The organism is Neisseria sp. P0007.S010 (genome assembly GCF_051962875.1).
GTDB lineage: Bacteria > Pseudomonadota > Gammaproteobacteria > Burkholderiales > Neisseriaceae > Neisseria > Neisseria subflava_A.
Window position 1 is genome coordinate 145,746 of record NZ_JBQCUX010000004.1, and the last position, 25,942, is coordinate 171,687.

Sequence of the window (25,942 nt, forward strand, 5' to 3'; positions counted from 1 at the left end):
ATTTGGCTGGATAGTGGTTTAGAAACCTTGCGCCAACATGGCATCGGCAACTTTGACGAAACCGGCAATGTTCGCACCATTGACGTAGTTCACTGTGTCGCCGACTTTGCCGTATTTCAGGCAGGATTCGTGGATGTTGTGCATGATGTCAAACAGGCGGCTGTCCACTTCTTCGCGTGTCCAAGACAGGCGGATGGCGTTTTGACTCATTTCCAAACCTGAAGTTGCTACGCCACCGGCGTTGGAGGCTTTGCCCGGAGCGTAGAGGATGCCGGCTTTGATAAATTGTTCGACTGCGCCCAAAGTTGACGGCATGTTCGCACCTTCGGCAACTACATAGCAACCGTTTGCCAGCAGGATTTTGGCAGCGTCTGCATCCAATTCGTTTTGGGTGGCGCAAGGCAGGGCGACTTCGGCCGCGATGTTCCACGGTTTTTGGTTTTCAAAGTATTGCAGGCCTTGTTCTTTGGCGTAAGTGGCGACGCGTTCGCGGCGTACTTCTTTCAGCTCGATCAAAGCGGCCAGTTGCGCTTCGGTCATACCGCTGTCAGGGAAGAGGACAAAGCCGTTGGAGTCGGAAACTGTCAATACTTTTGCACCCAGTTGGATGGCTTTTTCGGCTGCGTATTGCGCCACGTTGCCGGAGCCGGAAATCAACACGCGTTTGCCTTCGATGCTGTCGTTGCGGGTTTCCAACATGGCTTGGGCAAAATATACGCAGCCGTAGCCGGTGGCTTCAGGGCGAATCAGGCTGCCGCCCCATTCGAGGCCTTTGCCGGTCAGGACGGAAGCAAATTCGTTGCGGATTTTTTTGTATTGGCCGAACAGATAGCCGATTTCGCGGCCGCCTACGCCGATATCGCCGGCAGGGACGTCGGTGTCGGCGCCGATGTGACGGTAGAGTTCGGTCATAAAGGCTTGGCAGAAGCGCATTACTTCGGCATCGGATTTGCCTTTAGGATCAAAGTCGGAACCGCCTTTGCCGCCGCCCATAGGCAGGGTGGTCAGCGCGTTTTTGAAGACTTGTTCAAAAGCAAGGAATTTCAACACGCCCAAATCGACGGTAGGGTGGAAGCGCAAGCCGCCTTTGTAAGGGCCGATGGCGGAGCTCATTTGAATGCGGTAGCCGCGGTTGACTTGGACTTGGCCTTTGTCGTCCATCCAAGTAACGCGGAACATGATCACGCGCTCCGGTTCAACAATACGCTCAAGCAGGCTTTGTTGGGTGTATTTTGGGTTTTTTGCTAAAAACGGATCCAAACTCATGAACACTTCTTCAACAGCTTGATGGAAGGGTTCTTGGTTGGGGTTGCGTTGTTTGAGATTGGTAAATAGAGTGTTCAGGTCGGTCATTTTTCTACTCCTATTGAGTGAGATATTTCAATATTTATGTTTTGAAATATAGCCGTAAAAATTTTACTTGCCAAGAAAAATTTTACCTAGATTGTTGACATTATTTTTTTACCAATTTGTAAAAATGGAATTATATTTCAAATTTAATTAAAAATATTTAAAAATATTTTATTAAATATATTTTATTAAAAATAAAATTCTAACCATTTAAATTGGAAAATACTGAAAATTTTTTTGTAAAAATTTCATTCAGCTCAAAAATTTGTGCAAATTAGCGCTGAATTGTCAATATTGTTAATGAGTGTATTACGCGAATATGGGAAAGGTCGCCCCATTGAAGACAGAGAGGCAGGCCGTCTGAAAATTCGGTACAATACACACGAAATTCCCACAACACATACACTAAGGAAACACATGAAAGCCTATCACGACCTTATGCGCCATGTTCTCGACAATGGCATCGACAAATCCGACCGTACCGGCACCGGCACGCGTTCCGTGTTCGGTTACCAAATGCGTTTTGATTTGAGTGAAGGCTTTCCGCTGTTGACCACCAAAAAACTGCATCTGCGCTCGATTATTCATGAGCTGCTTTGGTTTCTCAAAGGCGATACCAACATCAAATACCTGAAAGAGAACAATGTTTCCATTTGGGATGAATGGGCGGATGAAAACGGCGATTTAGGCCCGGTTTACGGCTACCAATGGCGCAGCTGGCCCGCACCCGACGGCCGCCATATCGACCAAATTGCCAATGTGGTGGAACAAATCAAGAAGAATCCCGACTCGCGCCGTCTGATTGTATCGGCATGGAATCCGGCTTTGGTCGACGAAATGGCCTTACCGCCTTGCCACGCGCTGTTTCAGTTTTACGTTGCCAACGGCAAATTGTCTTGCCAGCTTTACCAACGCAGCGCCGATATTTTCCTTGGCGTACCGTTCAATATCGCCAGCTACGCATTGTTGACCATGATGATGGCCCAAGTATGCGGACTGGAAGCAGGTGAGTTTATCCATACGTTTGGCGATGCGCATTTGTACAGCAACCATATCGAGCAGGCCCAGCTACAATTAAGCCGCGATTTCCGAAACCTGCCGACCATGAAAATCAACCCTGAAGTCAAAGACTTGTTTGAATTTAAATTTGAAGACTTTGAATTGGAAGGCTACGATCCGCATCCGCATATCAAAGCAGCCGTATCGGTGTAATCTAAGTTGAAAATAAAAAGGCCGTCTGAAACTTCAGACGGCCTTTTGTTTAGGCAGGTTTATTGACGTTTCGCGCCATAGCCACCGATTAAGTGTTCGGTCGCATCTTTGTTTTTCAAGCCGTAAGTGCCGCCAATTTCTGCAGCATTGGGGCCGTAGAATTTGCCGTTCAGGTTGCCGCTTAACTTGTCATCGGCCGTGCTGACTTTGCCGGAGAAGAGGTTGCCGTCTTTCCAGCTTGCCGTACCTTTGAAATCGTAGTTTTTATCTGCTTTGGATACGCGCTTACCATTTTCCAAAGTGTGGAAGTGCGAGTTTGATGTTTCAAAACGGACACCTTTGAGGCCGAAATCAACGATAGCCATGACATTGGAAGTCAACTGACGATTGTTCTTGTCGGTAACCACATAGGCAGTGGAAATACCTTTGTAGGTGGCTGTACCTTTAGCAGGCAGGGTCGTGAAGACAGTTTCATCGCCCAAGCTTTGATAGCCTTGATATACATGTCCTTTAGGGTCGGCGTAATGCGCGAAGGTTTGATATGTCCAGCCGGCCGCAGAAGGATCATGCAACACAATTTTGGTGCCGTCATCAAAATTGATGACATAGACACCGTCGAATTGTTTGTCAAAAACTAAGCCATCTTGGTCTGGACGGAAATAAGCTAGATCCTTGCTGGCTTTTTCATTCATTTCTGCTAGTTTAGCCCGAACTTCAAGATTTTTAGCGTGTAAAGTATTTAATTCTTCAATCTTTGCTTTGATCTCAGTTACTTTTTTATTGTTAACTGGGCCAGCTTCTGGATTTTCTTCTTTTTCAAGCTTTTCTTGTTCAGCTTTTAACTTTTTAGAAATTTCAACAATACTGTCATCCAAAGTTGATTTGCCGTATGCGAATTCGGTATTTTTCTCTTTGCCTTTTTGTTCGCTGACATCAGTTTGAGTATTGCCTTTTGAATATACTTTGGCGATAACAGAAGCGGAACTTGTCCATGTAGGTTGGGTTGCGCTGCCATCAGAGGTCTTATTAAATAACACAACGCCGTCCATTTTGACTTCATCATTGTTGTTAAAGTCAATAGAGCTGATCAGGCCATTTTGGTTGCGGTCTTGATTGTCTGTTTGGAACATTTTGCCTGCGGCATCTTTGCGGATTTGTACGTTAGGGTTGGATTGTTGTGCACCTTTGGAAGATATGAAATGTGTGTGCAAAGGCTGGCTAACGTTGGCCGGATCGATTGGGGCTTCATCGGTCAGTTTGGCGAGGTTGTCGGCACTGTTAGTAAGCGTAGTAGATGGCGCTTTAGGAGTGCTGGCATTGCTGTTGTTGGCAGGATTACCATTGTTACTAGCAGAGTTGCCGGTATTATTGGTAGGAGTTGCGCCGGTGCTTAAAGCAGATGAACCGCCGCCTCCGCCACCACCGCATGCGGACAAGATGGCTGCGCTGATGGCTGTAAAAACGATGGTTTTAAGTTTGGTTTGGATGTTTGACATGAGATTCCCTGTATAGTTATTCGCTTGATGAAAAGGTCGGAGAGATCGTTTATCTGATTTTTAAACCTTTAATGCCCGATAATAACCATAAATCATAAAAAAATAAACAGTTTGTTTGCATTTCTGTACAAAAATTAATCAAAGGGAAGGTGATTAGGTAGATATTTTTTTAGTTAATTGTTTTATATGGATTTATTTTAAATATTTTAGTGAGTTCGATAGCTAGTCTGTTTCTTTTTAACAAACTTTTCAGACGGCCTTTTGAAGATAAAAAAGCAGTCGGACTTTATGGATGCTTTTCTCTCAACGGATAAGCGTATTTCCGTTAAAATACGCCTTCTTTTCCGATTCGAAACATTGCCATGCGTCTTACCCACATCAAACTCTCCGGCTTCAAATCTTTTACCGACCCGACCACGATTCATGTGCCGGGGCAGCTTGTTGCGGTTATCGGGCCGAACGGCTGCGGCAAGTCGAATGTGATTGACGCGGTGCGCTGGGTGTTGGGCGAGGCTTCGGCGAAGCAGCTTCGCGGCGAGAGTATGCAGGACGTGATTTTTAACGGTGCGGCAACGCGCCGTCCTGCGCCGAGGGCTTCGGTGGAGCTGGTGTTTGACAACAGCGACCACAGTTTGCAGGGGGCGTGGGGGCAGTATGCCGAGGTGAGCATCAAGCGGCAGCTGACGCGTCAGGGCGAATCGACGTATTTCATCAACAATCAGACTGTACGCCGCCGCGACATTACCGATTTGTTTCTGGGTACGGGCGTGGGCGCGCGCGGTTATGCCGTTATTGAGCAGGGGATGATTTCGCGCATTATCGAAGCGCGGCCGGAGGAGTTGCGCGCCTATATCGAGGAGGCGGCGGGCGTGTCCAAATATAAGGAACGCCGCAAGGAGACGGAAGGTCGTCTGAAAGACACGCGCGAGCATTTGCAGCGTTTGGGCGATTTGCAGAGCGAGTTGGCGCGTCAGGTGGAAAAGCTGGAAAAACAAGCGGAAACTGCCGAACGCTACAAATCCCTGACCGCGCAGTTGAACCAACAACAGGATTTACTCGATTACGCCCAATGGCAGCAATCGCTTGCCGCCGCCGACAAGGCGACCGCGCAGCATCAGTCTTTGCAGGCGCAGCAGGACGAAACCGCCGCGCAGGTTCAGGCGTTAAACGACGAAGTACACGCCTTGCAGACCGCCGAACAGTCGCAGCAACAGGCGGTGCACGAATTGAGCAACAAACGCGGCGTGTTGCGCGAGCAGATTGCCCGTTTGGAAGAACAAATCCGCCATCAGCAAAACCTGTACCAACGCATCGAACGCGACAAACAGGCGGCGCAGGCGCAGATGCAGCGCATCCATCAGGAGCAGCAGCAAATCCGCGTACAGCTTGAAGAAAACGAGTTGCAGGCCGAAGAAAAGCAAACCGAGTTGGCGGAGTGGGCGATGCAGGTTGCCGAACACGAAGAGCGTCTGCCCGAATTGGAAGAAGCCCAAGCCACGCTTAACGCCGCCTTCCAAACCCAGCAGGACGAGGCAAACCGCATCCGCCGCGAACTGGCGTTGAAGCAGCAGCAGCTTGCCCATGCCGAACAAACCGTTGCCAAGCACGAAGAGCGCAAAGGTCGTCTGAAACAGGAAAACCAAGCCCTGAACCTGCCCGACGAAGCGGAAACCGCCGCCGCGCAGGAAGCCGCCGCCTTGTTGCAAAGCCAGCAAGAGCATTACGAAGAACAAATCATTGCCGCCGAAGAAGCCTTACACGCGGCCCGCGAGGCGTTTCAGACGGCCTCAGACCGCCTCCAAAGCCTGAAGCAGCAACACATTACCTTGCAGGCGCAGCAGCAGGCGTTGTCGCAAATCCTGTCGCAACAGCAGGAAGCCGCCGACTTCTGGCAGGCAACCGACCACGCCGCCGCGCCGCAACTGTGGCAACACATCACCGCGCCCGCCGAGTGGCAGCACGCCCTGTCCGTCATCCTTGCCGAACGCCTGCACGCCCGCGCCGTGCCGCACGGCTTCGTTCCCCCTACGCCTTTGCCGCAGGGACAGGCGGCATGGCTTTCAGACGACCTTTCCGGCGGCATCAAAAAATCCCTGCCCGTACAGGCATTACTGAACCAAATCCAAGCGCAGCCGCCGTTTCAGACGGCATTGCACCACTGGCTCGACGGCGTATTGTGCGCGCCCGATTTGAGCTACGCCCTCGCGCATCAAAGCGATTTGGGCGCACACCAAATCTGGCTCACGCCCGAAGGCCATCAGGTCGATAAAGTCAGCGTCCTGCTCTATGCCAAACCCGCGCAGGAAAGTCTGATTGCCCAAAAAGCCCGTCTCGACGGCATCGCGTCCGAACTGGAAAACCTCGCCCCCGAACTTTCCGCCGCCGAAGCCGCGTTCAAACAGGCGGAGGCCGCCGTGCGCTCGTCCGAAGTGCAGCACAAAAACCTGATGCAGCAACAACAGCAGCACACGCGCCAATACAGTCAAGCGCAGCAACGCGCCGCCGAACTCTTGGCGCGCACCAACCAAGGGCAAATCCGCCGCGAACACATCGCCCGTGAACTGGCGCAGTTGGCGGAAGAGCAGACCGTGTTGCAACATACTTCAGACGGCCTTGCAGACGACATCCTTACCTTGCAAGAGGCCGCCGCCGAACTCGAAGACCAGCAGCAAACTACCGCGTACAGCCGCCAAGAGCAGCAAGGCCGTCTGAAACAGGCGCAGCTTGCCCTGTTGGAAGCAAACCGCCAGTATGGATTGGCCGAAGTTGCCGTTCACAAGCTCAACCAGCAAAAACAAAACTACCGGCAGCAAATCGCCCGACTTGAACAGCAAACCCTCGACTGGCAGGAACGCCAGCAAGAGCTTGCCCTCGCCTATGAAACCGAGTTTCAAAACGACGAGCAGCACATCAAGCTCGACGAGCTGACCGAAGCCGTACACACGCTGGACGAAGAGTACATCGCCGTGCAGGACAAACTCGCGCAGATTCAGGAACAGGGCAGGGAGCAATACGCCCGCGTACAAGCCCTGCAAACCAAGCTGCCGCAGCTTCAGGCCGCCACCCAAACCGCCCTGTTGCAGCAGCAGGAAGCCCTGATCAACGCCAAACGCTACCATCAAAACCTGACCGAACGCGCCGCCGATTTAGACGCGCTCGAAGCGTTGGCGAAAGAATCGCCGAAAGTATTGAACACCAGCATCGGCAGCCTTTCGCAACAAATCGAAGCCCTCGGCGCCGTCAACCTTGCCGCCCTGCAAGAACTCGAAGAAGCGCGCGAACGCGATGGCTACTACCGCAGCCAGAGCGAAGACGTGCAGGCCGCTATCGCGCTTTTGGAAGAAGCCATCGCCCAAATCGACGACAAAACCAAAGAGCGTTTCAAAGAAACCTTCGACGCCGTCAACGGCAAAGTCCAAACCTTCTTCCCGACCCTGTTTGGCGGCGGCGAAGCCACCCTCAAAATGATAGGCGACGACCTCCTGACTGCCGGTGTGTCCATCATGGCGCGTCCGCCCGGCAAGAAAAACAGCACCATCCACCTGCTCTCCGGCGGCGAAAAAGCCCTCACCGCCATGAGCCTCGTGTTCGCCCTGTTCAGCCTCAACCCCGCCCCCTTCTGCCTTCTGGATGAAGTCGACGCTCCGCTGGACGACGCCAATACCTCGCGTTTCTGCAACCTGGTCAAAGAAATGTCGGCGCAAACCCAGTTCCTCTACATCTCCCACAACCGCCTGACCATGGAAATGGCAGAGCAGCTGGTCGGCGTAACCATGCAGGAAAAAGGCGTATCGCGCGTCGTTGCTGTGGACATCAAACAGGCGTTGGAAATGGCGGAGCCGAATTGAGGTAAGAACAAAGGCCGTCTGAAAGAATGAGGAAGAAATCTATAATTTCATCTTCCCATTTTTTCAGACGGCCTTTTTGTATTGGATAAAGCGTTATTCTTTCGACGTATTATCTTTGGCGCGTTGAGGCTGTCCCGAGCGTTGGTTGTTGCCGTTGACGGCATCGCGCCATGCTTTGCGTTCGGCTTCGATTTTGGCGGCTACTTCGTGAACCATGGTTTCTTGTTTTTTGACGGCCGGCTCTTCCGGAGTGTTGTCGGAAAAGTGGAGGCCGTACCACAAGGTGGCGAAAATGCTGCAGACGAAGATAACGGCAATCAGGCCGACGATGGCTTGTTTGCCGGCGAGGGGTTTTTCGGGGGGAGGGACGAGGACATCGAAGCAGTCGGCGCAATCGAGGGCGAAGCAGACATTTTCGGCTTCTTTGCGGCCGCGTCGGCCTTCTGTGATGTTGAAGGAGATGTGCTGCCCTTCGGCCGGAAGGCGAGTAAGGGCGGTGAAGGCGGCAAGGGCAAGAAAGATTTCTTGGCCTGTGTCTTCTATGGTGGCAGCGCCGAAGCCGCGTTTGCTGTTCCAGCGAGTAATCGTTCCGTAATAGCGCATAATATATGTGGGATATTATTGTAGGTAACAATTTTTCCTTTGACTGATTTTAAATCAAAAAGTTTAGTTATTGTCTTAATTTTACACTAGATTTGTCTTATTGGAAGCAGGCAGGCCGTCTGAAGGATTTCAGACGGCCTGTATGGTTTATGCCTACTTATTAAGCACTTTTTGGAAGGTGTCAATCAGGTGTTGCGCAATGGCACGGCTGCCGAATTGTTGCAGGCAATCTTGGCGTAAGCGGACGGGATCGTATTGTGCATGGGTTTCGTAGAGGGTGAGCAATGCTTTGGTCAGTTCCGGTATGTTTTCGATTGGCACCAGCAGGCCGTTGTCGGATGTGACGATGGATTCGGGGCCGCCGCAGCGTGTGGCGATAACGGGCAAACCTTGCGACAGTGCTTCGATATAGACGACGCCGAAGGTCTCGGTACGGCTGGCGAGGACGAATGCGTTGCTGTGGCGCATGAGGTCTAGGGTTTGGTCGGTGGTTAATGCGCCGGTAAAGGTAACGGCGTGATTGATGCCCAAGTCGCTTGCCAGCTGTTTCAGACGGCCTTCTTCTACGCCGCCGCCGCCGATTTTGAGTTTGAGCTGTGGATAAGTTTTGAGTGCTTCGGCAAAAGCAGGCAGGAGCAGGTCGTGGCCTTTGAGGTGGCGCAGATGGGAGACGCTGCAGAAGGTAAAGTCTTGATTGTTTTTTTCGGGGAACTCGAAATCCTGTTCAAAATTGCCGCCCAGCATATTGGGCAGGTATTGCCAGTCTGTACCGGCGTAGGTTTTTTCGAGAATGCGGCAGAAATCACGGCTGACGGCGAACCGTGCCGCGCTGTGGCGCACGGCTTCGTGCATGGACGGCCATTGGTTTTTGCGGACAAGGCCACGTGAAATGGCGCTGCTGTGTTCGGTAATGACGTAGGGAATGCCGTATTTTTTGAAGATGGCGCAGGCCAAAATGGCGGCATAGTTGACGCAATGGGCGTGAATTACGTCGGGTTTGCCGTTGTCGGCGATATAGGCTTCAAAAGCTTTCATGCCTGCATTGACCCAGCGGATGCGGTCGATGTCGACAACCGGGCAGCGCGGGAAGAAATACATGCTGTCGTAGGCGTAAGTGTTGAGTCCGCCTTGCTGATGGCGGCGCAGGCCGTAGAAGCGTGAGAAGATGGTTTTCGGCTGGCTTCTCAAGTAGCGGAACATGGGTACGACCATGCCGATTTTCATGCCTTCGCGTTGCAGAGCTTGGGCTTGGAGGCGGAAAAAGATTCCGTCCACGTCGGTTTCGGAAGAAGGATACCAAGAGGGGATAACGACAATATGCATGATGTGTTTTTTATGGAAGTAGATAACGGCGAGGCCGTCTGAAAAGAAAAGATATCTTTCAGACGGCCTTTTGTATATTTAGTTCAATCAGTTGCCGGCAACCGTCATTTTAGAAACCAAGATGGAGCCGATTTGATTGGATGAACGGCGTAATGCGTCGTCTGCCACGCCGGTGATGTCGCGGTACATATCCTGCAAACGTCCGGCAATGGTGATTTCCTGAACCGGATAGGCAATGACGCCGTTTTCCACCCAAAAACCGGCCGCGCCGCGCGAGTAGTCGCCGGTAATGCCGTTGACGCCTTGTCCCATCAATTCGGTAACCAGCAAACCTGTTCCCATTTCTTTCAACAGGTCGGCCTGCGTGGCGTGGGTGTGGTTCAGATACAGATTGTGCGCACCGCCGGCGTTGCCCGTTGTCTGCATACCGAGTTTTTTCGCGCTGTAACTGCTGAGGAAATAGCCTTCGACGATACCGTCTTTCACCACAAAACGCGGCTGCGTGGACACGCCCTCGGCATCGAAATAAGTGCTGCGGAACGAGCGCAGGATATGCGGTTCTTCGCGAAGGCTGAGAAATTCGGGAAGCACCTGTTTGCCGATACTGTCAATCAGGAAGCTGCTTTGGCGGTAGAGCGCGCCGCCGCTGAGTGCGCCGATAAGGTGGCCGATTAAACCGACTGCGACGGTGGTGTCGAACAGTACGGGATAGCTGCCGGTCGGAACGCTGCGGCTGTTCAGACGGCGTAAAGTCCGTTCGGCTGCAGTTTGGCCGATGAGTTCGGGCGCGTCCATGTCTTCGTGACGGCAGGAAGAATCATACCAATAGTCGCGCTGCATGCCGTGTTCGTCGCTGGCGACCACGCTGCAAGAAATGCTGTGGTGCGTGCTTTGCTGGTGTGCGGCAAAGCCGTGGGTGTTGCCGTAAACATATTGGTAATGGCCGGTATGAACCGATGCGCCTTCGGAATTTTCAATGCGTTTGTCCGTTGACAGAGCGGCCTGTTCGCATTGCTTGGCCAAATCAATGGCGGATTCGGTACTCAAATCCCATTCGTGGTAGCGGTCGAGGTCGCCGATATGGGTTGCCATCAAGGCAGCGTCGGCAAGGCCGGCGCAATCGTCTTCGGCGGTATAGCGTGCAATATCGATGGCGGCTTTGACCGTATCTTGCAGGGCGCGTTCGGAAAAGTCGGCAGTGCTGGCTCGGCCTTTGCGTTGGCCGACATAGACCGTAATGTCTAAAGATTTGTCTTGTTGGAACTCGATTTGTTCGATTTCGCCCAAGCGCACGCTGACGCTTTGACCGAGCGACTCGCTGAAATCGGCTTCGGCCGCGGTGGCGCCGGATTGTTTGGCCAAATCCAGCGTGTGTCCGCACAAGCGCAACAGCTCGTCCGGTGTGTGGTTAAACAGCATAAAAAGGTTTCCTGACAGGGTTTTGCGGCATTTTAACCGTTTCAGACGGCCTCTGCAAAAATCGCACGGAAAGGCCGTCTGAAAACTGATAAAATAGGCAGATTCAGAAAATCAGGGAAACACAATGTTTGAACAAGAAGACGAATGGGTCAGCAAAACCCAAATGAAAAAGCAGATGAACGATTTGCAGGCTTTGGGTATGGAATTGACCAAGCTCTCCAGCGATACGCTGAAAAAAATCGGCTTGGACGAAGAGCTGTTCGAGGCCATCGCCACCTATAAAAAAATCACGTCCAACAGCGCGCTCAAACGCCAAGCACAATTTATCGGCCGCCTGATGCGCGATACCGACCCCGCACCCATCGAAGCCTATTTGGCCAAACTGCGCGGCGACAATACGGCACACAATGCCTTTTTGCAACGCGTCGAGCAGGCGCGTACCCGACTGTTGGCAGACGATGGCGCGATTACCCAATTTATGGCCGATTTTCCGCAAGCCGACGCCGGCAAATTGCGCACCTTGATCCGCAACACTAAAAAAGAGCAGGAACAAAACAAACCGCCTAAAAACTTCCGCGCGCTGTTCCAAGAAATTAAAGCAGTGATGGAGGCCGGTCAATCCGATGCTTCAGAAGAAGGGCAGGATTGGGAAGAATAAACCTCAAGGCCGTCTGAAAACGGATTGCGGTTTTCAGACGGCCTGTATCGTAATACCGAAGGAGGATGACCATGAAATTTCGCTACTCTGTGACCGTCTTGCTGGTTGGTGTATTGACCCTCAATGGTTGTACTACTGATCTTTGGGAAAGAAATAGCCCATTCCAGCAAACCACAACCGAAAAAACCGTCGCTAAAGACAATATTCAAGCATTTGGCGTGGTTGCCCAAGACAATACGCAACTGGAAACAGGCAGCTTGGTCATGATGGGCAAAAAATATTGGTTTGTCGTTAATCCTAAAGATTCGGCCAAGTTGAAGGCAGTTTTGGACGCTAAGCTGAGTAAACGCTTTCAAATGGTTCAGCAAAACCCAAAACAGGTGTATGAGGCTTTGCCGGTTGAATTGAAATCTCCTGAAGCGCAAACTTTCCGCTCGAATTTCTGCCTGCGTTACGATACTCAAAAAGCTGCCGAGATTGCCAAGTTAAAACAGTTGGCGTTCAAGCCGGTCGAACTCGATGGTAAAACTGTTTACACACGGTGTATTTCTACCGAAGGTCATTATTATGCAACGCCGAAAAATGTTGCCGAAGATCGCCGTTTTGACACTGCCGTTCCGGTCAGAATTTATTATGTGGAAACCAAAACAAGCACCGACGTTCGGAAGTTGACGGGGAATATCCTGAAAACGCCATTTACATTGGCTTTGGACGCAGTCGGCGCAGTGATAGCAGGCTCATATGTCGTAGTCAGTGAAATTATCGATGCTTCACGCAAATAATATCCAAGGCCGTCTGAAAACGGATTGCAGGTTTCAGACGGCCTCCTCCTTAAAATAAACGCTTCAAAAATATTAATTTTCTCTCTATTTAAACCCACACACCATGTCCGTCAAAATCCAAACACGTTCCATTAATCCGACTGTTTTCAACGACTTGCTCACTGCCGGTACCGATCCTTTGATTGCGCGGCTGTGTGCTGCGCGTGATGTGCAAAGTCCGGCCGAGTTGGACGACAAGCTTGCAGCTCTTTTGCCGTATCAAACGCTGACAAACTGCGAAGCCGCCGCCGGCCGTTTGGCGGATGCGATTGAGCGTCAGGAAAAAATCCTGATTGTCGCCGACTACGATGCCGACGGCGCGACGGCGTGTTCTGTCGGTATGAGCGGTTTGGCGGCGATGGGGGCGAAAGTGGATTTTCTTGTGCCCAACCGCTTTGAACACGGCTACGGCTTAACGCCCGAGCTGGCTGAAATCGCGGCAGAGCAAGGTGTGGATTTGCTGATTACGGTTGATAACGGTATCGCCAGTATTGCAGGCGTGGCGCGTGCGCAGGAATTGGGTTTGGATGTGATTGTGACCGACCACCATCTGCCTGCCGAGACTGTGCCCGACTGCATCATCGTCAATCCGAACCAAAAAGGCTGTAGTTTTCAAAGCAAAAGCTTAGCGGGCGTGGGTGTGATTTTTTATGTATTGATGGCTTTGCGTGCCGAACTGCGCCGTCGCAATTATTTTTCAGACGGCCTGAAAGAGCCGAATTTGGGCGACCTTTTGGATTTGGTCGCACTCGGCACTGTCGCCGATGTCGTCACTCTGGACCACAACAACCGTATCCTCGTGTCTCAAGGTTTGAAACGGATGCGTTTGGGCAAGATGCGACCCGGCATCCGCGCCTTGTTTGAAGTAGCGCGGCGCGACTGGCGCAAAGCGCAGCCATTTGATATGGGTTTTGCGTTGGGGCCGCGCATCAATGCGGCCGGACGGCTGGACGATATGTCGGTCGGCATTGCCTGTCTGTTGGCGCGAGATGATGCCGAGGCGCAGGAACTGGCGGCGCAGTTAAACAACCTTAATATCGAGCGCCGCGAAATCGAGCAATCCATGCTGCAAGACGCGCTGAACGATTTTCCTGAAACCCTGCCTTCAGGGCAGACGACGTTGGTGGCGTATCGCGACGACTTCCATCAAGGCGTGGTCGGCATCGTTGCCAGCCGCCTCAAAGACCGTTTTTATCGTCCGACCATCGTGTTTGCGCCTGCCGACAATGGCGAAGTGCGCGGTTCGGGACGCTCCATTCCCAATCTGCACCTGCGCGATGCTTTGGATTTGGTGTCCAAACGCCATCCCGATTTGATTTTGAAATTCGGCGGACACGCGATGGCGGCGGGTTTGAGCATACTTGAACATAATATTCCCGCGTTTCAGACGGCCTTTGAAGAAGCCGTGCGCGAGATGGTGTGCGAAGACGATTTGTCGCAAACCTTCATCACCGACGGCAGCCTGCCTGCACGCGACATTACGCTGGAACAGGCGCAAAACCTTGCCAAACACGTTTGGGGGCAGGGCTTCGCGCCACCGAGTTTTACCGATGAATTTCACGTCATCCGCCAGCAGCCGTTGGGTGCGGAAGGCAAACATAAAAAAGTCTGGCTACAAAAAGACGGCTACGAATTTGAAGCCATGTTTTGGCGTTGCAGCGAAGACATTCCCGAATACATCCGCACGGTGTACCGCCCCGTTGCCAACGAATGGCGGAATAATCTCGAATTACAGCTTTATATCGACTACTGGGAAGCCGCGTAAGCAAAGGCCGTCTGAAAAATGAAGAAACAAAAACCTTGGCTCGGCTTTTCATTGGCGCTGCTTGCCACCATGACTTGGGGTTCGCTGCCGGTCATCGCACAGCAGGCCTTAAAAGCCGTCGATGTGCCCACGCTGGTGTGGGTACGCTTTTTAGTGGCTTCGCTGGTGTTGTTTGTGCTGTTGGGTTTGACCGGCAAGCTGCCGAGGCCGTCTGAATTTTCCAAGCAAACCTTATTTTTATTGGTGCTGGGTATTATCGGCATTTCTGCCAACTTTGTTCTCGTTGCCATGGGTTTGCACTATATTTCGCCGACAACCACGCAGGTGTTGTGGCAGCTCTCGCCCTTTACCATGATTTTGGTCGGCGTAGGCGTGTTTAAAGAAGCATTTACGCACTGGCAAAAAATCGGCTTGATGCTTTTGCTGACGGGTTTGGTCATGTTTTTCAACGACAAATTCGGCGAACTTTTCAGCTTGGGCAGCTACGCGGTTGGCGTGATGATGGCGGCTTCGGGCAGCATGATTTGGGTGTGCTACGGTGTGGCGCAAAAACTTTTGTCCAAACATTTCAATTCGCAACAAATTCTGCTCATGATTTATTTTTGCAGCAGCTTTGTTTTCCTGCCGTTTGCCGAACCGTCTCAAATCGCCCATATCGGCAATCCGTTTTTATGGGGCTGCTTTATCTATTGCTGTTTGAACACGCTGATCGGCTACGGTTCATTCGGCGAAGCGCTCAACCATTGGGACGCTTCAAAAGTCAGTATCGTCACCACGCTGATTCCTGTGTTTACCATGATATTTTCCACCATAGGCCATCATCTCGCACCCGATTATTTTGCCGCTTCGGATATGAATATCGTCAGCTATGTGGGTGCCATGGTGGTTGTGACGGGGGCATTGCTGGCTGTGGCCGGAGAGAAAGTGATGGGGCTTTTTTTGAGAAAGATATAAAGCATTTATTGCGAAACAGAATAAAGCAAGGCCGTCTGAAACAGGTTTCAGACGGCCTTTTATTTTCTAAATCAGATTAATGTGAAACGGCGGATTAATAGAAGCCTTCGCGTTCTTCACGGGTGCTGATGTAGATGTTTTTCACTTGGGTGTAGGCGGCGAGCATCATTTTGTGGGTCTCGCGGCCAATACCTGAAGTTTTGTAGCCGCCAAACGGCGCGCCGGCAGGCAGGCGGTTGTAGCAGTTTACCCAAACGCGGCCGGTTTCCAATGCATTGGAAACGCGCAGGCAGCGGTTGATGTCGGTACTCCAAACTGCGCCGCCCAAGCCATATTCGCTGTCGTTGGCCATTTTGATGACTTCTTCTTCGGTTTTAAATTTAATCACGGTAGCAACCGGGCCGAAGATTTCTTCTTGGGCAACGCGGGCTTCGTTGCTGCTGGCTTCAATCAAAGTAGGCTCGACAAATTCGCCTTTGCCCAATTCGCCTTCGATTTTTTTACCGCCGGTAATGATGCGGCAGCCTTCTTGTTCGCCGATTTTGACGTATTTCAAAATGGTCTCGAGTTGACCGGCGTTGACTTGCGAACCCATTTGGGTGTCGTCTTCCCAAGGCAGGCCGACTTTGATTTTTTTGAATTCTTCAGCCAAAGCATTGACGAATTTGTCGTAAATGCCTTCTTGTACAAAAATGCGCGAACCGGCGCAGCACACTTGGCCTTGGTTGAACAAAATACCTTTTTGCGCGCCTTCGAGGGCTTTGTCGAAAGGCATATCGTCGAAGAAGATGTTGGCAGATTTGCCGCCCAATTCCAAAGTGGACGGAATCAGCAATTCGGCGGCGGCGATGCCGACGCGGCGGCCGACTTCGGTTGAACCGGTAAAGGCCAGTTTGTTGAAGCCTTTGTGGTGCAGCATGTATTCGCCGGATTTGGAACCGCGGCCGGTAATCACGTTCAACACGCCTTTAGGCAGCAAGTGGTTGATTTTTTGAGCGAGGGACAACAGGCTCAATGAAGTGCTGGAAGAAGGGTGGATGACGATGGTACAACCTGCGGCCAATGCCGGAGCGATTTTCCATGCGGCCATCAAGAATGGGAAGTTCCAAGGAATGATTTGGCCGACAACGCCGATCGGTTCGCGCAAAACGATGGATAGGTCTTCGGCATCAAGCTGGGTTGCCGTGCCTTCTTCGCCGCGGATCACGCTGGCGAAATAGCGGAAATGGTCGGAAGCCAAAGGCACATCGGCGGCGCGGGTTTCGCGGATGGGTTTGCCGTTGTCCAAGGTTTCTTGCAGGGCAAACAATTCGGCGTTTTCATCAATCACATCGGCGATTTTATTCAAAATGGCCGCGCGTTCGGCAGTCGTGGTTTTACGCCATGTTTTGAACGCTTCTTGCGCAGCGGCCACGGCAGCATCGACATCGGCGTCGGTTGCGTCTGTGAACTTGGCCAATTCATCGCCATTGGCAGGGTTGTAAGAGGATAAAAGTTTGCCTTCGCTACCTTTCGTCCATTCGCCGTTGATTAAAAGGCCGTATTCTTTATCAAACACATTTAAATCTTTTGCCATAATGCTGTCTCCTTAATGAATGGGAAGGCGTGTTTCTGCGCCATAAAAACAGCTTATGCTTTTTTCTTTTTAGGTTCAAGTACTAAAAATGAGAATGTTCTCAAAATTTACGTTTGCAATGTTGTTTCATGTAGCAGGCCGTCTGAAAAATAAAGGATTTAATTGAAATAAAAGTGTATTTGTTAATATATTTAAAGATTTATACGGCTTAAATAGATTTTGTTATGGTATAACATTATAAGTCGTTGTTTTGAAAAAGATTATGGGTTGACGGTTTCGAACATGGGGAGTATTCTCATTTATAGCTAAACAGTTTTTTCGACACCCTAGGAGACTCTCTCATGAAAATGCATGCTGTGGTAGTAAATAAAGATGTAGCAGGTGATGTAGAAGTTGTTGAACGTGAACTGCGTCCGCTGGAATACGGCGAGGCGTTGGTGGAAGTTGAGTATTGCGGCGTGTGCCACACCGACTTGCACGTTGCGGCAGGCGATTACGGCGACAAACCGGGTCGCGTGTTGGGACACGAAGGCATCGGTTTGGTTAAAGAAGTTGCCGACGGTGTGAAAAATCTGAAAGTCGGCGACCGTGTCAGCATCGCATGGCTGTTCCAAAGCTGCGGTTCGTGCGAATACTGCAATACCGGCCGCGAAACCTTGTGCCGCTCTGTATTGAACGCAGGCTATACTGCCGACGGCGGTATGGCGACCCACTGTATCGTGAGTGCCGATTATGCGGTCAAAGTCCCTGAAGGCTTGGATCCTGCGCAAGCTTCGAGCATTACTTGTGCCGGCGTGACCACTTATAAAGCGATTAAAGTTTCCGGCGTTCGTCCGGGTCAATGGATTGCGATTTACGGCGCAGGCGGTTTGGGCAACTTGGCGGTTCAATACGCGAAAAAAGTATTTGGCGCACACGTCGTCGCCATCGACATCAACGATGAAAAACTGGCATTTGCTAAAGAAAGCGGCGCAGATTTGGTCATCAATGCCGCCAAAGAAGATGCGGCTCAAGTCATCCAAGAGAAAACCGGCGGCGCACACGCAGCCGTTGTAACAGCCGTATCTGCAGCAGCCTTCAATTCAGGCGTTAACTGCGTCCGCGCAGGCGGCCGTGTCGTTGCAGTTGGCTTGCCGCCTGAGTCTATGGACTTGTCTATCCCACGTTTGGTATTGGACGGCATCGAAGTGGTCGGCTCTTTGGTCGGTACCCGCAAAGATTTGGAAGAAGCATTCCAATTCGGCGCAGAAGGTTTGGTTGTGCCTAAAGTCGAATTGCGTGCTTTGGATGAAGCGCCTGCCATCTTCCAAGAAATGCGCGAAGGTAAAATTACCGGCCGTATGGTGATTGATATGAATAAAGAGTGCAGCTGCATTCATCACTAATCAAATGATTCCGTGACAAAAAGGCCGTCTGAAACTTTTCAGACGGCCTTTTTTATTGGACTGGATAACTTACAGCGTAAAGCCGCTTTCAAATGCGCGGATTTCTCCGCTGACAGGATCGGTAAACTCTATTCTTTTGGCCAGAAGTTTTAAAGGCTTTTCATAGTCTTCATCACCGGCTGCCAATGGGGTAGGGTAAAGCGCATCGTTCATCAACGGCATGTTCAAACTCATCATATGCACGCGGAGCTGGTGTTTCTTTCCGGTATGCGGCGTGAGGCGGTAGAGGCTGAATGCGCCGCGGTTTTCGATAAGTTCGATGGTCGTGTGGGCGTTTGGTTCGCCTTCCGTTTCCCGCGTGAGGAAGAATTTTTCGCCTCGTTCCATTCGGGATGAAATATGCAGCGGATAGTCCAAATCCGTCCGCGTCGGCGCTACCGCTTCATAAGTTTTTTGTACAGTTTTTTCTTGGAACATGGTCTGATAATCGCGACGCGTGGCAGGGTTGAGCGAAAGCAGCATAACGCCTGCCGTATCTTTGTCCAAGCGATGAATCGGTGTAATGTCTTCAACATTCAAATGCTGCAATTCAGGCTGCAAACGCAGGCGTGTGAGCAAGGTTTCCCGCAAAAACCTGCCGCTGGGGATGACGGGCAGAAAATGCGGTTTGTCCACCACAAGCAAATGCTCGTCAATATGCAAAATCTTTTCTTTAAACGGAATACGCGGCTCGCTCTCACGGCTGGTTTCACGGTAATAAAACATCGTTTTGCCGGGTTCGAACAAGGTATTCTCATCAAACGGCACACCATCCGCGCCTACTACAAAACCGCTGTTCAGCCGCCGCCGCCAGTTTTCTTCGCCGACAAAGGGAAAATGAGCGCATAGAAAATGCAGCAGCGGCAAGCCGTAAAACTGCTTTTCATGCGGCAAAACCAAGTAGCTGGGTTTGACACCGTCTAAAAGGGGGAGAGGATTGGTACGTTTTTTCATGCGGCGGATTGTACTCGGTTTTTAGGATTTTTTCAGACGGCCTTGTTTATATGGAAAATAAACTTCTAATAACGGATATGTATTGATGCAGGTTTTGTGCTTAAATAGATTCTTCAAACGACTAAAGAAACTGGTTTCTTTGGAACTTGCTTTTGTGGCATAAATTAAATAAATGATAAAGAAGCAATATTTGAGAAAAGGAGAATATTATGCAGAGAAAAATCGGCATAATCATCATGTTATCCGCGTTTTCCGTATCCGCTATGGCGGGAGGGGAAGTTCGGCTCGGTAAGAATAAGGCATACGATAATGAGTATGAGCTTGTGGTAGAGCATGAAGGAAATGAAGAAGTTTCACAATTAAATCAAGATGAGTATGTAGCACATCCAATACGCAACGATAGTGGCCTCATGCAGTCAGGAAAAGCTGCTTCAGGCAGACAAGCCGTTTCCCAATACGGAAAACCTAATTTGCCACCTGTACGCTTAAATCCGCATCCTTCACGACCTTGATTTCAAAATTAAAGGGCTGCTCCATTTGTTTGGGCAGCCCTTTTGTTTTGTCGGCTCACTCACATTTTTGTTTGCGCAAAACGAGTTTGTAATCGGTTTTAATGCTAGTTTGATCGCCAATCATCTTAAAATCATCTATCAAACAACGGTTTTCCGTACATTTCAACATGAAATCTGCACCGACCCTATGGCTGTCAAATTGTTTAAATGTTGCCCGGACGGTATGGGGAGAAGTGACTTTGACTTGCAAGGTTTTATGGAAGTTATCAGGATGATCCTGACCAAAGCCCAAGTAGTAATGTATCGGCATGTCACATCCCATCTCCATATCGGGTTGCTTACGGATATTTGTGTCGAATTTATTGAATTGTCGGATGATTTTTTGTAGTTCAGGCGTAGTAACACGATTGTGTTCAGAGCCTAAATCCACTTTAGACAGATAAACCTTTTTGACTAAATCTATTTTCGTTTGATTGTTTGTGGCGTTATTTGCAGCCGTCGCTTGGGAGAATAAGCTGGTGGTTAACAAGCCGATAACAAAAAGAGAGTGCAGTGTTTTCATGATGTGCATAGGGATGGGATGAAAAGAATCCAAGTATAACGGCATTGAATTTATATTGAATATGTTTCTAAGAAATTTAAGTTGAAAAGCAGGGGAGGAATTGAAATCATTGAATGTGATTCTGCAATCTGCTTTACAGGCCGTCTGAATGCGAAAACCAATTTTCAGACGGCCTTTTGATTTGTTCCCAACCTCACAAACCCTTAAAAATCAGCTATAATGCCCAACTATTTGATTTTCGCTTATCCCATATTGAAATGGCACAAAAAATTCAATCTGTAAAAGGTATGAACGACCTTTTACCTGTCGAACAAAAAGATTTTAAACTGACGGCTGCGTTTTGGCAGGCGTTTGAAGATACAGTCGGCCGTTGGACACGCGCTTACGGCTATCAGCAAATCCGTACACCGATTGTCGAGCAAACCGGTTTGTTTGTCCGCTCTATCGGCGAGGAAACCGATGTGGTTGGCAAGGAAATGTACACCTTCTCCGATTCAAACGATTCTTTGAGTTTGAGCTTGCGTCCTGAAGGTACGGCTTCTTGTTTGCGTGCGGTGGTCGAACACAACCTTCTGTACAACAGCCCGCAAAAGCTGTGGTATATGGGGCCGATGTTCCGCCGCGAGCGTCCGCAAAAAGGCCGTTATCGTCAGTTCCACCAGGTCGGTATCGAAGCTTTGGGGTTTGAGGGGCCGGATATTGATGCGGAAATCATCGCGATGTCTGCCGATTTGTGGGAAAAATTGGGTATTCGCGAATACCTGACTTTGGAAATCAACAGCTTGGGCAACCGTGAGGAACGCGCGGCACACCGTGCGGCATTGGTTGAATATCTGACCCGTTATGAAGATAAATTGGACGAAGACAGCAAACGCCGTCTGAAAACCAATCCTTTGCGCGTTTTGGATACGAAAAACCCTGATTTGCAGGAAATCTGCAATGCGGCGCCACGTTTGGTGGATTACTTGGGCGAGGCTTCGCAAAACCACTATGTACGCTTCAAGGCAATGTTGGACGGTTTGGGTATTCAATATATTGAAAATCCGCGCTTGGTACGCGGTTTGGATTACTACAATCAGACGGTTTTTGAGTGGACGACCGACAAACTCGGCGCGCAGGCGACTGTGTGCGGTGGCGGCCGTTACGATGGTTTGATTGAAGAGCTTGGCGGTAAGCCTGCGCCGTCTATCGGCTTTGCGATGGGTATTGAGCGCCTGCTGCTTTTGGTGAGCGAATACGGCTCGTTGGAGGTGAACGCCGCGCCTGATGTCTATGCAATGCACCAAGGCGAAGGTGCGGACTTGCAGGTGATGAAATACGCGCAAGCCTTGCGCGCACAAGGTTTCAATGTAATGCAGCATTCCGGCTATCAGAGCCTGAAGGCGCAAATGAAAAAAGCAGACAACAGTGGCGCACGCTTTGCCCTGATTGTGGCTCAGGATGAGCTGGCAAACGGTACGGTTACCCTGAAAGATATGCAGGGCAAACACGAACAACAAACCGTTGCCACCGCTGATTTGACAGACACTTTACAACAATGGAAGAACGCATAAATGGCAGCCCATTTGGAAGAACAACAAGAGTTAGACAACTTTAAATATTTTTGGAAAAAAACCGGCCGTTGGATCTTTGCCTTGCTGATTGTGGCGGCTTTGGGGTATTTGGGTTACACCATTTACCAAGGCCAAAAAGCTTCAAAAGATCAGGAAGCCGCCGCCGTATTGGCGCAAATGGTGGAAAAGGCGCAGCAAAAAACCGACCAAAAAGCCATCAACGCCGATTTGGCCGAATTGCAAAAAAACTATCCTGATTCCATTTCGACAGCCCAAGCCACTTTGATGGTAGCGGCGACCGAGTTTGATGCCGGCCGTTATGATGTGGCGGAAGGTCATTTGAATTGGGTGTTGAAAAACCAAAATGCACCGCTGGTTCAAGCTTTGGCAGCGCAACGTTTGGGCGTTGTCCTGTTGCAGCAGAAAAAATACGATGCCGCCATCAATGTCCTGAATACTCAGGTTGAGGCTGATTTCGAGCCTTTGATGCTGGAAACCAAAGGCGATGTTTACGTTGCCCAAAATAAAACCAAAGAAGCCGTACAAAGTTACGAAGCTGCTTTGAGCAAAATGCCGCAAACCGCAGTAGGCCGCGAATTGCTGCAAATGAAAATCGACAGCTTGAAATAAGTTTGTTTGAAATCAAGGCCGTCTGAAGTTGCAATGACTTTTCAGACGGCCTACACTTATCCTTATCAACCGTGTTTTTAAAACACCTGCTTGTGTTCCGCTCCCGTTTTTAGGCGGCACTTGACACAGAAAGACTCAATTATGAAACCAACCATCGCGCTTGTCGGCCGCCCCAATGTCGGCAAATCTACTTTATTCAACCGTTTGACGCTCACCAAAGACGCGCTCGTGCATGACTTGCCCGGCCTGACGCGTGACCGCCATTACGGTCATGGCAAAGTCGGCAGCAAACCTTATTTGGTCATCGATACCGGCGGTTTTGAGCCGGTTGTCGATAGCGGCATTTTGCACGAAATGGCAAAACAAACCTTGCAGGCTGTCGATGAAGCCGATGCGGTTGTGTTTTTGGTGGACGGCCGCACCGGTTTGACGCCGCAAGACAAAATCATTGCCGACCGTTTGCGCCAAAGCCCACGCCCCGTTTATTTGGCCGTGAATAAAGGCGAAGGCGGCAATAGGGCCGTACTTGCCGCCGAGTTCTACGAACTTGCCCTGGGCGACCCTTATGTTATTTCAGGTGCGCATGGCGATGGTGTGTATTATCTGATTGAAGATATTTTGGAAACCTTCCCTGAGCCTGAAAAGGAAGAGGAAGAAGCGAAACATCCTGTTTTTGCTGTGATCGGCCGTCCAAATGTCGGTAAATCAACCTTGGTAAACGCCATTCTCGGCGAAGAGCGTGTGATTGCCTTTGATATGGCAGGCACGACGCGCGACAGTATCCATATCGATTTTGAACGCGAAGGCAAGCCGTTTACCATCATCGATACCGCAGGTGTGCGCCGTCGCGGCAAAGTAGATGAAGCAGTGGAAAAGTTCTCCGTTATCAAAGCCATGCAGGCGGTTGAAGCGGCAAACGTTGCTGTTTTGGTATTGGACGCGCAACAAGATATCGCCGACCAAGATGCGACGATTGCAGGTTTTGCTTTGGAAGCAGGCCGTGCCTTGGTGGTGGCGGTCAATAAATGGGACGGCATCAGCGAAGAGCGTCGCGAGCAAGTGAAACGCGATATCAACCGCAAACTGTATTTCCTTGATTTTGCTAAGTTCCACTTTATTTCTGCATTGAAAGAGCGCGGTATAGACGGTTTGTTTGAAAGCATTCAGGCTGCCTACAACGCGGCAATGATTAAGATGCCGACGCCGAAAATCACGCGCGTATTGCAAAGCGCTATCGAGCGCCAACAGCCGCCGCGCGCAGGCTTGGTGCGTCCGAAAATGCGTTATGCCCACCAGGGCGGCATGAATCCGCCGGTGATTGTGGTTCACGGCAATTCGCTGCATGCCATTTCTGACAGCTACACACGTTATCTGACCCAAACGTTCCGCAAAGCCTTCAATCTGCAAGGGACGCCGCTCAGAATTCAATACAATGTTTCGGAAAACCCGTATGAAAATGCGGAAGATAAACCGAAGAAAAAACCGTTGCGCCGTGTCAGCCTGAGCAACCGTATTGAGAAACGCGAAGGCCGCAAGGAAGAGAAAAACCGCTTCAAGAAGAAAACCAAAGTCAGCGTGAAAAAACAATTCAGCAAATAAGCACAAAGGCCGTCTGAACAATTTCAGACGGCCTTTTTATAATAAAAAACAGCTTATTAGAACTTCATGGCATATTTTTGATAGGGTTTGCCGAATTTAAAAAAACATCAAATTTGAATTTGGAATTGTTGTGAATATGGAAATGAAACAGTCGGATTGATGGGAAGTTCCCTTATTGCTGGATTCCTAAACGGTGTGATAGAAAAAAATAGTTGGTAATTTATCCTATTCGGGGCTACAATCCCATCAAACGCTGATTTTGGCGTCTTTACAATCATAATAATGGAGCTCAAGAATATGACAGCTAAAGGACAAATGTTACAAGATCCTTTTTTGAATGCGTTGCGTAAAGAGCACGTTCCGGTTTCAATCTACTTGGTAAACGGCATCAAGCTGCAAGGTCAAGTGGAATCATTCGACCAGTACGTTGTTCTGCTGCGTAATACTTCCGTCACTCAAATGGTTTACAAACACGCTATCTCAACAATCGTTCCTGCACGCGCAGTCAGCCTGCAACACGAAAACAAACAACCTCAAGCCGCTGCCGCAGCTGCTCCGGTTCAAGTTGAGACTGTGCAACAACCTGCCGAATAAATGATGTAACGCATTCCTGTTTTTCAATACCTTACCGCTTTTGCGGTAGGGTATTTTTATTTTCAGACGACCTTTATCATGCTGCTTGAGAACATTCTTCCCTTTGCCCACTCCCTGTTACGACAAGCCTTAAAAGCAGGCGGCCGCGCTTTGGATGCGACGGCCGGAAACGGGCATGATACTTTGCTGTTGGCGCAGTTGGTTGGCGAGACGGGTAGGGTGTGGGCGTTTGATGTGCAATCTAAAGCACTGGCGCAGACTCAAGGCCGTCTGAAAGAAAATAGCGTAGATGGTCGGGTAGCCCTGATACATGACGGTCATGAAAACGTTTTATCTTATATCGACGAGCCTTTAGATGCCGCAGTATTTAATTTCGGTTGGCTGCCGGGTGGCGATAAAAGCTGTACGACTGAGGCAGCAAGCAGCACCCGTGCGCTGGCGGATACTTTGGGTTTGCTGAAAGAGGGCGGCCTTGCTGTGGCGGTATTGTATCCGGGGCATGAAGCCGGCCGAATAGAGGCTGAAGCGATTGTGCAATGGGCGGAAACTTTGCCGCAGGAAGCATTTGCCGTGTTACGCTATGGCTTTGTCAACCGCCGCAATGCGCCTCCCTATCTGCTGGCGATTGAAAAGTTGCGTCAGAAATAGATGTTTGCGGTAAAATAGCTGCTTTGTTTTTCAACCCTCAACATAAGAAACTGCCATGCAATATCTGTTTGTAAAATACAGCCATCAGATTTTCGTTGCCATTACCATCCTGTTGTTCAACATCCGTTTTTTCCTGCTCTGGCGTCATCCTGAGAAGCCGTTGGCTGGCATTTGGAAAGCCATGCCACATTTGAACGACACCATGTTGCTGTTTACCGGCTTGTGGCTGATGAAGATTACCCATTTTTCGCCGTTCAATGCGCCGTGGCTCGGCATGAAAATCCTGCTGTTGCTGGTTTATATTGTGTTGGGCATGATTATGATGCGTTCGCGTCCGCGTTCGCCGAAATTCTATATCATCTACGTTTTGGCCATGTCGTGTGTTGCCACGATTGTTTTCCTTGCCAAAACCAAAACGCTGCCGTTTTAAAAGAGGCCGTC

At 50.2% G+C, this 25,942-nt stretch carries 22 protein-coding genes; 14 read left to right on the forward strand and 8 right to left on the reverse strand.

Translation table 11 applies throughout. From position 1 onward, the window contains the following. Nucleotides 1–18 precede the first annotated feature (18 nt). Entirely contained in the window at nt 19–1,353 is a 1,335-nt protein-coding gene (gene gdhA, locus ACTHR7_RS04415; protein ID WP_070645118.1) for an NADP-specific glutamate dehydrogenase, read from the reverse strand. 414 nt (nt 1,354–1,767) lie between these two features. On the opposite strand from gdhA, the gene ACTHR7_RS04420 reads away from it, so the two are divergent. Continuing rightward, on the forward strand, nt 1,768–2,562 hold the full coding sequence (locus ACTHR7_RS04420; protein WP_107810843.1) for a thymidylate synthase: 795 nt from the start codon (nt 1,768–1,770) through the stop codon (nt 2,560–2,562). A 59-nt stretch (nt 2,563–2,621) separates the two neighbouring features. On the opposite strand, the gene ACTHR7_RS04425 is transcribed toward ACTHR7_RS04420, so the two are convergent. Next, nucleotides 2,622–4,058: a transferrin-binding protein-like solute binding protein gene (locus ACTHR7_RS04425; protein WP_440370389.1), complete on the reverse strand. Its 1,437-nt coding sequence runs from the start codon at nt 4,056–4,058 to the stop codon at nt 2,622–2,624. Nucleotides 4,059–4,420: 362 nt separating this feature from the next. Here ACTHR7_RS04425 and smc point away from each other — a divergent pair, with 362 nt between their 5' ends. Beyond that, on the forward strand, nt 4,421–7,906 hold the full coding sequence (gene smc / locus ACTHR7_RS04430) for a chromosome segregation protein SMC (protein ID WP_440370390.1): 3,486 nt from the start codon (nt 4,421–4,423) through the stop codon (nt 7,904–7,906). 93 nt (nt 7,907–7,999) lie between these two features. Here smc and ACTHR7_RS04435 read toward each other — a convergent pair whose 3' ends face one another. The 3 genes from ACTHR7_RS04435 to pmbA all read right to left on the reverse strand — a co-directional run bounded on the left by ACTHR7_RS04435 (nt 8,000) and on the right by pmbA (nt 11,251). After that, entirely contained in the window at nt 8,000–8,509 is a 510-nt protein-coding gene (locus ACTHR7_RS04435) for a cold-shock protein (protein WP_070645109.1), read from the reverse strand. A gap of 153 nt (nt 8,510–8,662) precedes the next feature. Then, nucleotides 8,663–9,832: a glycosyltransferase gene (locus tag ACTHR7_RS04440; RefSeq protein ID WP_293203700.1), complete on the reverse strand. Its 1,170-nt coding sequence runs from the start codon at nt 9,830–9,832 to the stop codon at nt 8,663–8,665. A gap of 87 nt (nt 9,833–9,919) precedes the next feature. Then, entirely contained in the window at nt 9,920–11,251 is a 1,332-nt protein-coding gene (gene pmbA, locus ACTHR7_RS04445; protein ID WP_107810258.1) for a metalloprotease PmbA, read from the reverse strand. Nucleotides 11,252–11,375: 124 nt separating this feature from the next. Here pmbA and yjgA point away from each other — a divergent pair, with 124 nt between their 5' ends. From yjgA to ACTHR7_RS04465, 4 genes are all read left to right on the forward strand, one after another. Then, nucleotides 11,376–11,909, forward strand: a complete 534-nt coding sequence (gene yjgA, locus ACTHR7_RS04450) for a ribosome biogenesis factor YjgA (RefSeq protein WP_070645101.1) — start codon at nt 11,376–11,378, stop codon at nt 11,907–11,909. A 71-nt stretch (nt 11,910–11,980) separates the two neighbouring features. Next, nucleotides 11,981–12,691, forward strand: a complete 711-nt coding sequence (locus ACTHR7_RS04455) for a hypothetical protein (RefSeq protein ID WP_107810259.1) — start codon at nt 11,981–11,983, stop codon at nt 12,689–12,691. 103 nt (nt 12,692–12,794) lie between these two features. Beyond that, on the forward strand, nt 12,795–14,495 hold the full coding sequence (gene recJ, locus ACTHR7_RS04460; protein WP_107867719.1) for a single-stranded-DNA-specific exonuclease RecJ: 1,701 nt from the start codon (nt 12,795–12,797) through the stop codon (nt 14,493–14,495). Between the two features lie 18 nt (nt 14,496–14,513). Next, a complete protein-coding gene (locus ACTHR7_RS04465; RefSeq protein WP_049344069.1) occupies nt 14,514–15,449 on the forward strand; it encodes a DMT family transporter in 936 nt (311 codons plus the stop codon). A gap of 94 nt (nt 15,450–15,543) precedes the next feature. Here the strand turns inward: ACTHR7_RS04465 and ACTHR7_RS04470 are convergent, their stop codons facing one another. Next, entirely contained in the window at nt 15,544–17,025 is a 1,482-nt protein-coding gene (locus ACTHR7_RS04470; protein ID WP_049344070.1) for an aldehyde dehydrogenase family protein, read from the reverse strand. Nucleotides 17,026–17,366: 341 nt separating this feature from the next. Here ACTHR7_RS04470 and adhP point away from each other — a divergent pair, with 341 nt between their 5' ends. Then, nucleotides 17,367–18,410, forward strand: a complete 1,044-nt coding sequence (adhP, locus tag ACTHR7_RS04475) for an alcohol dehydrogenase AdhP (RefSeq protein WP_083315957.1) — start codon at nt 17,367–17,369, stop codon at nt 18,408–18,410. A 69-nt stretch (nt 18,411–18,479) separates the two neighbouring features. On the opposite strand, the gene ACTHR7_RS04480 is transcribed toward adhP, so the two are convergent. Continuing rightward, nucleotides 18,480–19,403 (reverse strand): RluA family pseudouridine synthase, encoded by a 924-nt coding sequence (locus tag ACTHR7_RS04480; RefSeq protein ID WP_101755350.1) that lies wholly within the window; start codon nt 19,401–19,403, stop codon nt 18,480–18,482. Nucleotides 19,404–19,612: 209 nt separating this feature from the next. Here ACTHR7_RS04480 and ACTHR7_RS04485 point away from each other — a divergent pair, with 209 nt between their 5' ends. Then, the gene (locus tag ACTHR7_RS04485; RefSeq protein ID WP_101755351.1) at nt 19,613–19,915 is read left to right on the forward strand and encodes a hypothetical protein; all 303 of its coding nucleotides are present in this window, start codon (nt 19,613–19,615) and stop codon (nt 19,913–19,915) included. A gap of 55 nt (nt 19,916–19,970) precedes the next feature. Here the strand turns inward: ACTHR7_RS04485 and ACTHR7_RS04490 are convergent, their stop codons facing one another. Further along, the gene (locus ACTHR7_RS04490; protein ID WP_240315430.1) at nt 19,971–20,477 is read right to left on the reverse strand and encodes a hypothetical protein; all 507 of its coding nucleotides are present in this window, start codon (nt 20,475–20,477) and stop codon (nt 19,971–19,973) included. 257 nt (nt 20,478–20,734) lie between these two features. Between ACTHR7_RS04490 and hisS the strand changes: the two genes are divergently transcribed. From hisS to ACTHR7_RS04520, 6 genes are all read left to right on the forward strand, one after another. Then, nucleotides 20,735–22,030, forward strand: coding sequence for a histidine--tRNA ligase (gene hisS / locus ACTHR7_RS04495; protein ID WP_101755353.1), 1,296 nt, complete (start codon nt 20,735–20,737; stop codon nt 22,028–22,030). Then, nucleotides 22,031–22,660, forward strand: a complete 630-nt coding sequence (locus tag ACTHR7_RS04500; protein WP_049335489.1) for a YfgM family protein — start codon at nt 22,031–22,033, stop codon at nt 22,658–22,660. A 141-nt stretch (nt 22,661–22,801) separates the two neighbouring features. Further along, nucleotides 22,802–24,259 carry a ribosome biogenesis GTPase Der gene (gene der / locus ACTHR7_RS04505; protein ID WP_049335490.1) on the forward strand — a complete coding sequence of 486 codons (1,458 nt, stop codon included), beginning with the start codon at nt 22,802–22,804 and terminating at the stop codon, nt 24,257–24,259. Between the two features lie 297 nt (nt 24,260–24,556). Further along, nucleotides 24,557–24,853, forward strand: coding sequence for an RNA chaperone Hfq (gene hfq, locus ACTHR7_RS04510; RefSeq protein WP_036493792.1), 297 nt, complete (start codon nt 24,557–24,559; stop codon nt 24,851–24,853). A gap of 78 nt (nt 24,854–24,931) precedes the next feature. Beyond that, nucleotides 24,932–25,501: a tRNA (mnm(5)s(2)U34)-methyltransferase gene (locus ACTHR7_RS04515; RefSeq protein WP_293203690.1), complete on the forward strand. Its 570-nt coding sequence runs from the start codon at nt 24,932–24,934 to the stop codon at nt 25,499–25,501. Nucleotides 25,502–25,556: 55 nt separating this feature from the next. Then, the gene (locus tag ACTHR7_RS04520; RefSeq protein ID WP_107768830.1) at nt 25,557–25,931 is read left to right on the forward strand and encodes a SirB2 family protein; all 375 of its coding nucleotides are present in this window, start codon (nt 25,557–25,559) and stop codon (nt 25,929–25,931) included. Nucleotides 25,932–25,942 lie beyond the last annotated feature (11 nt).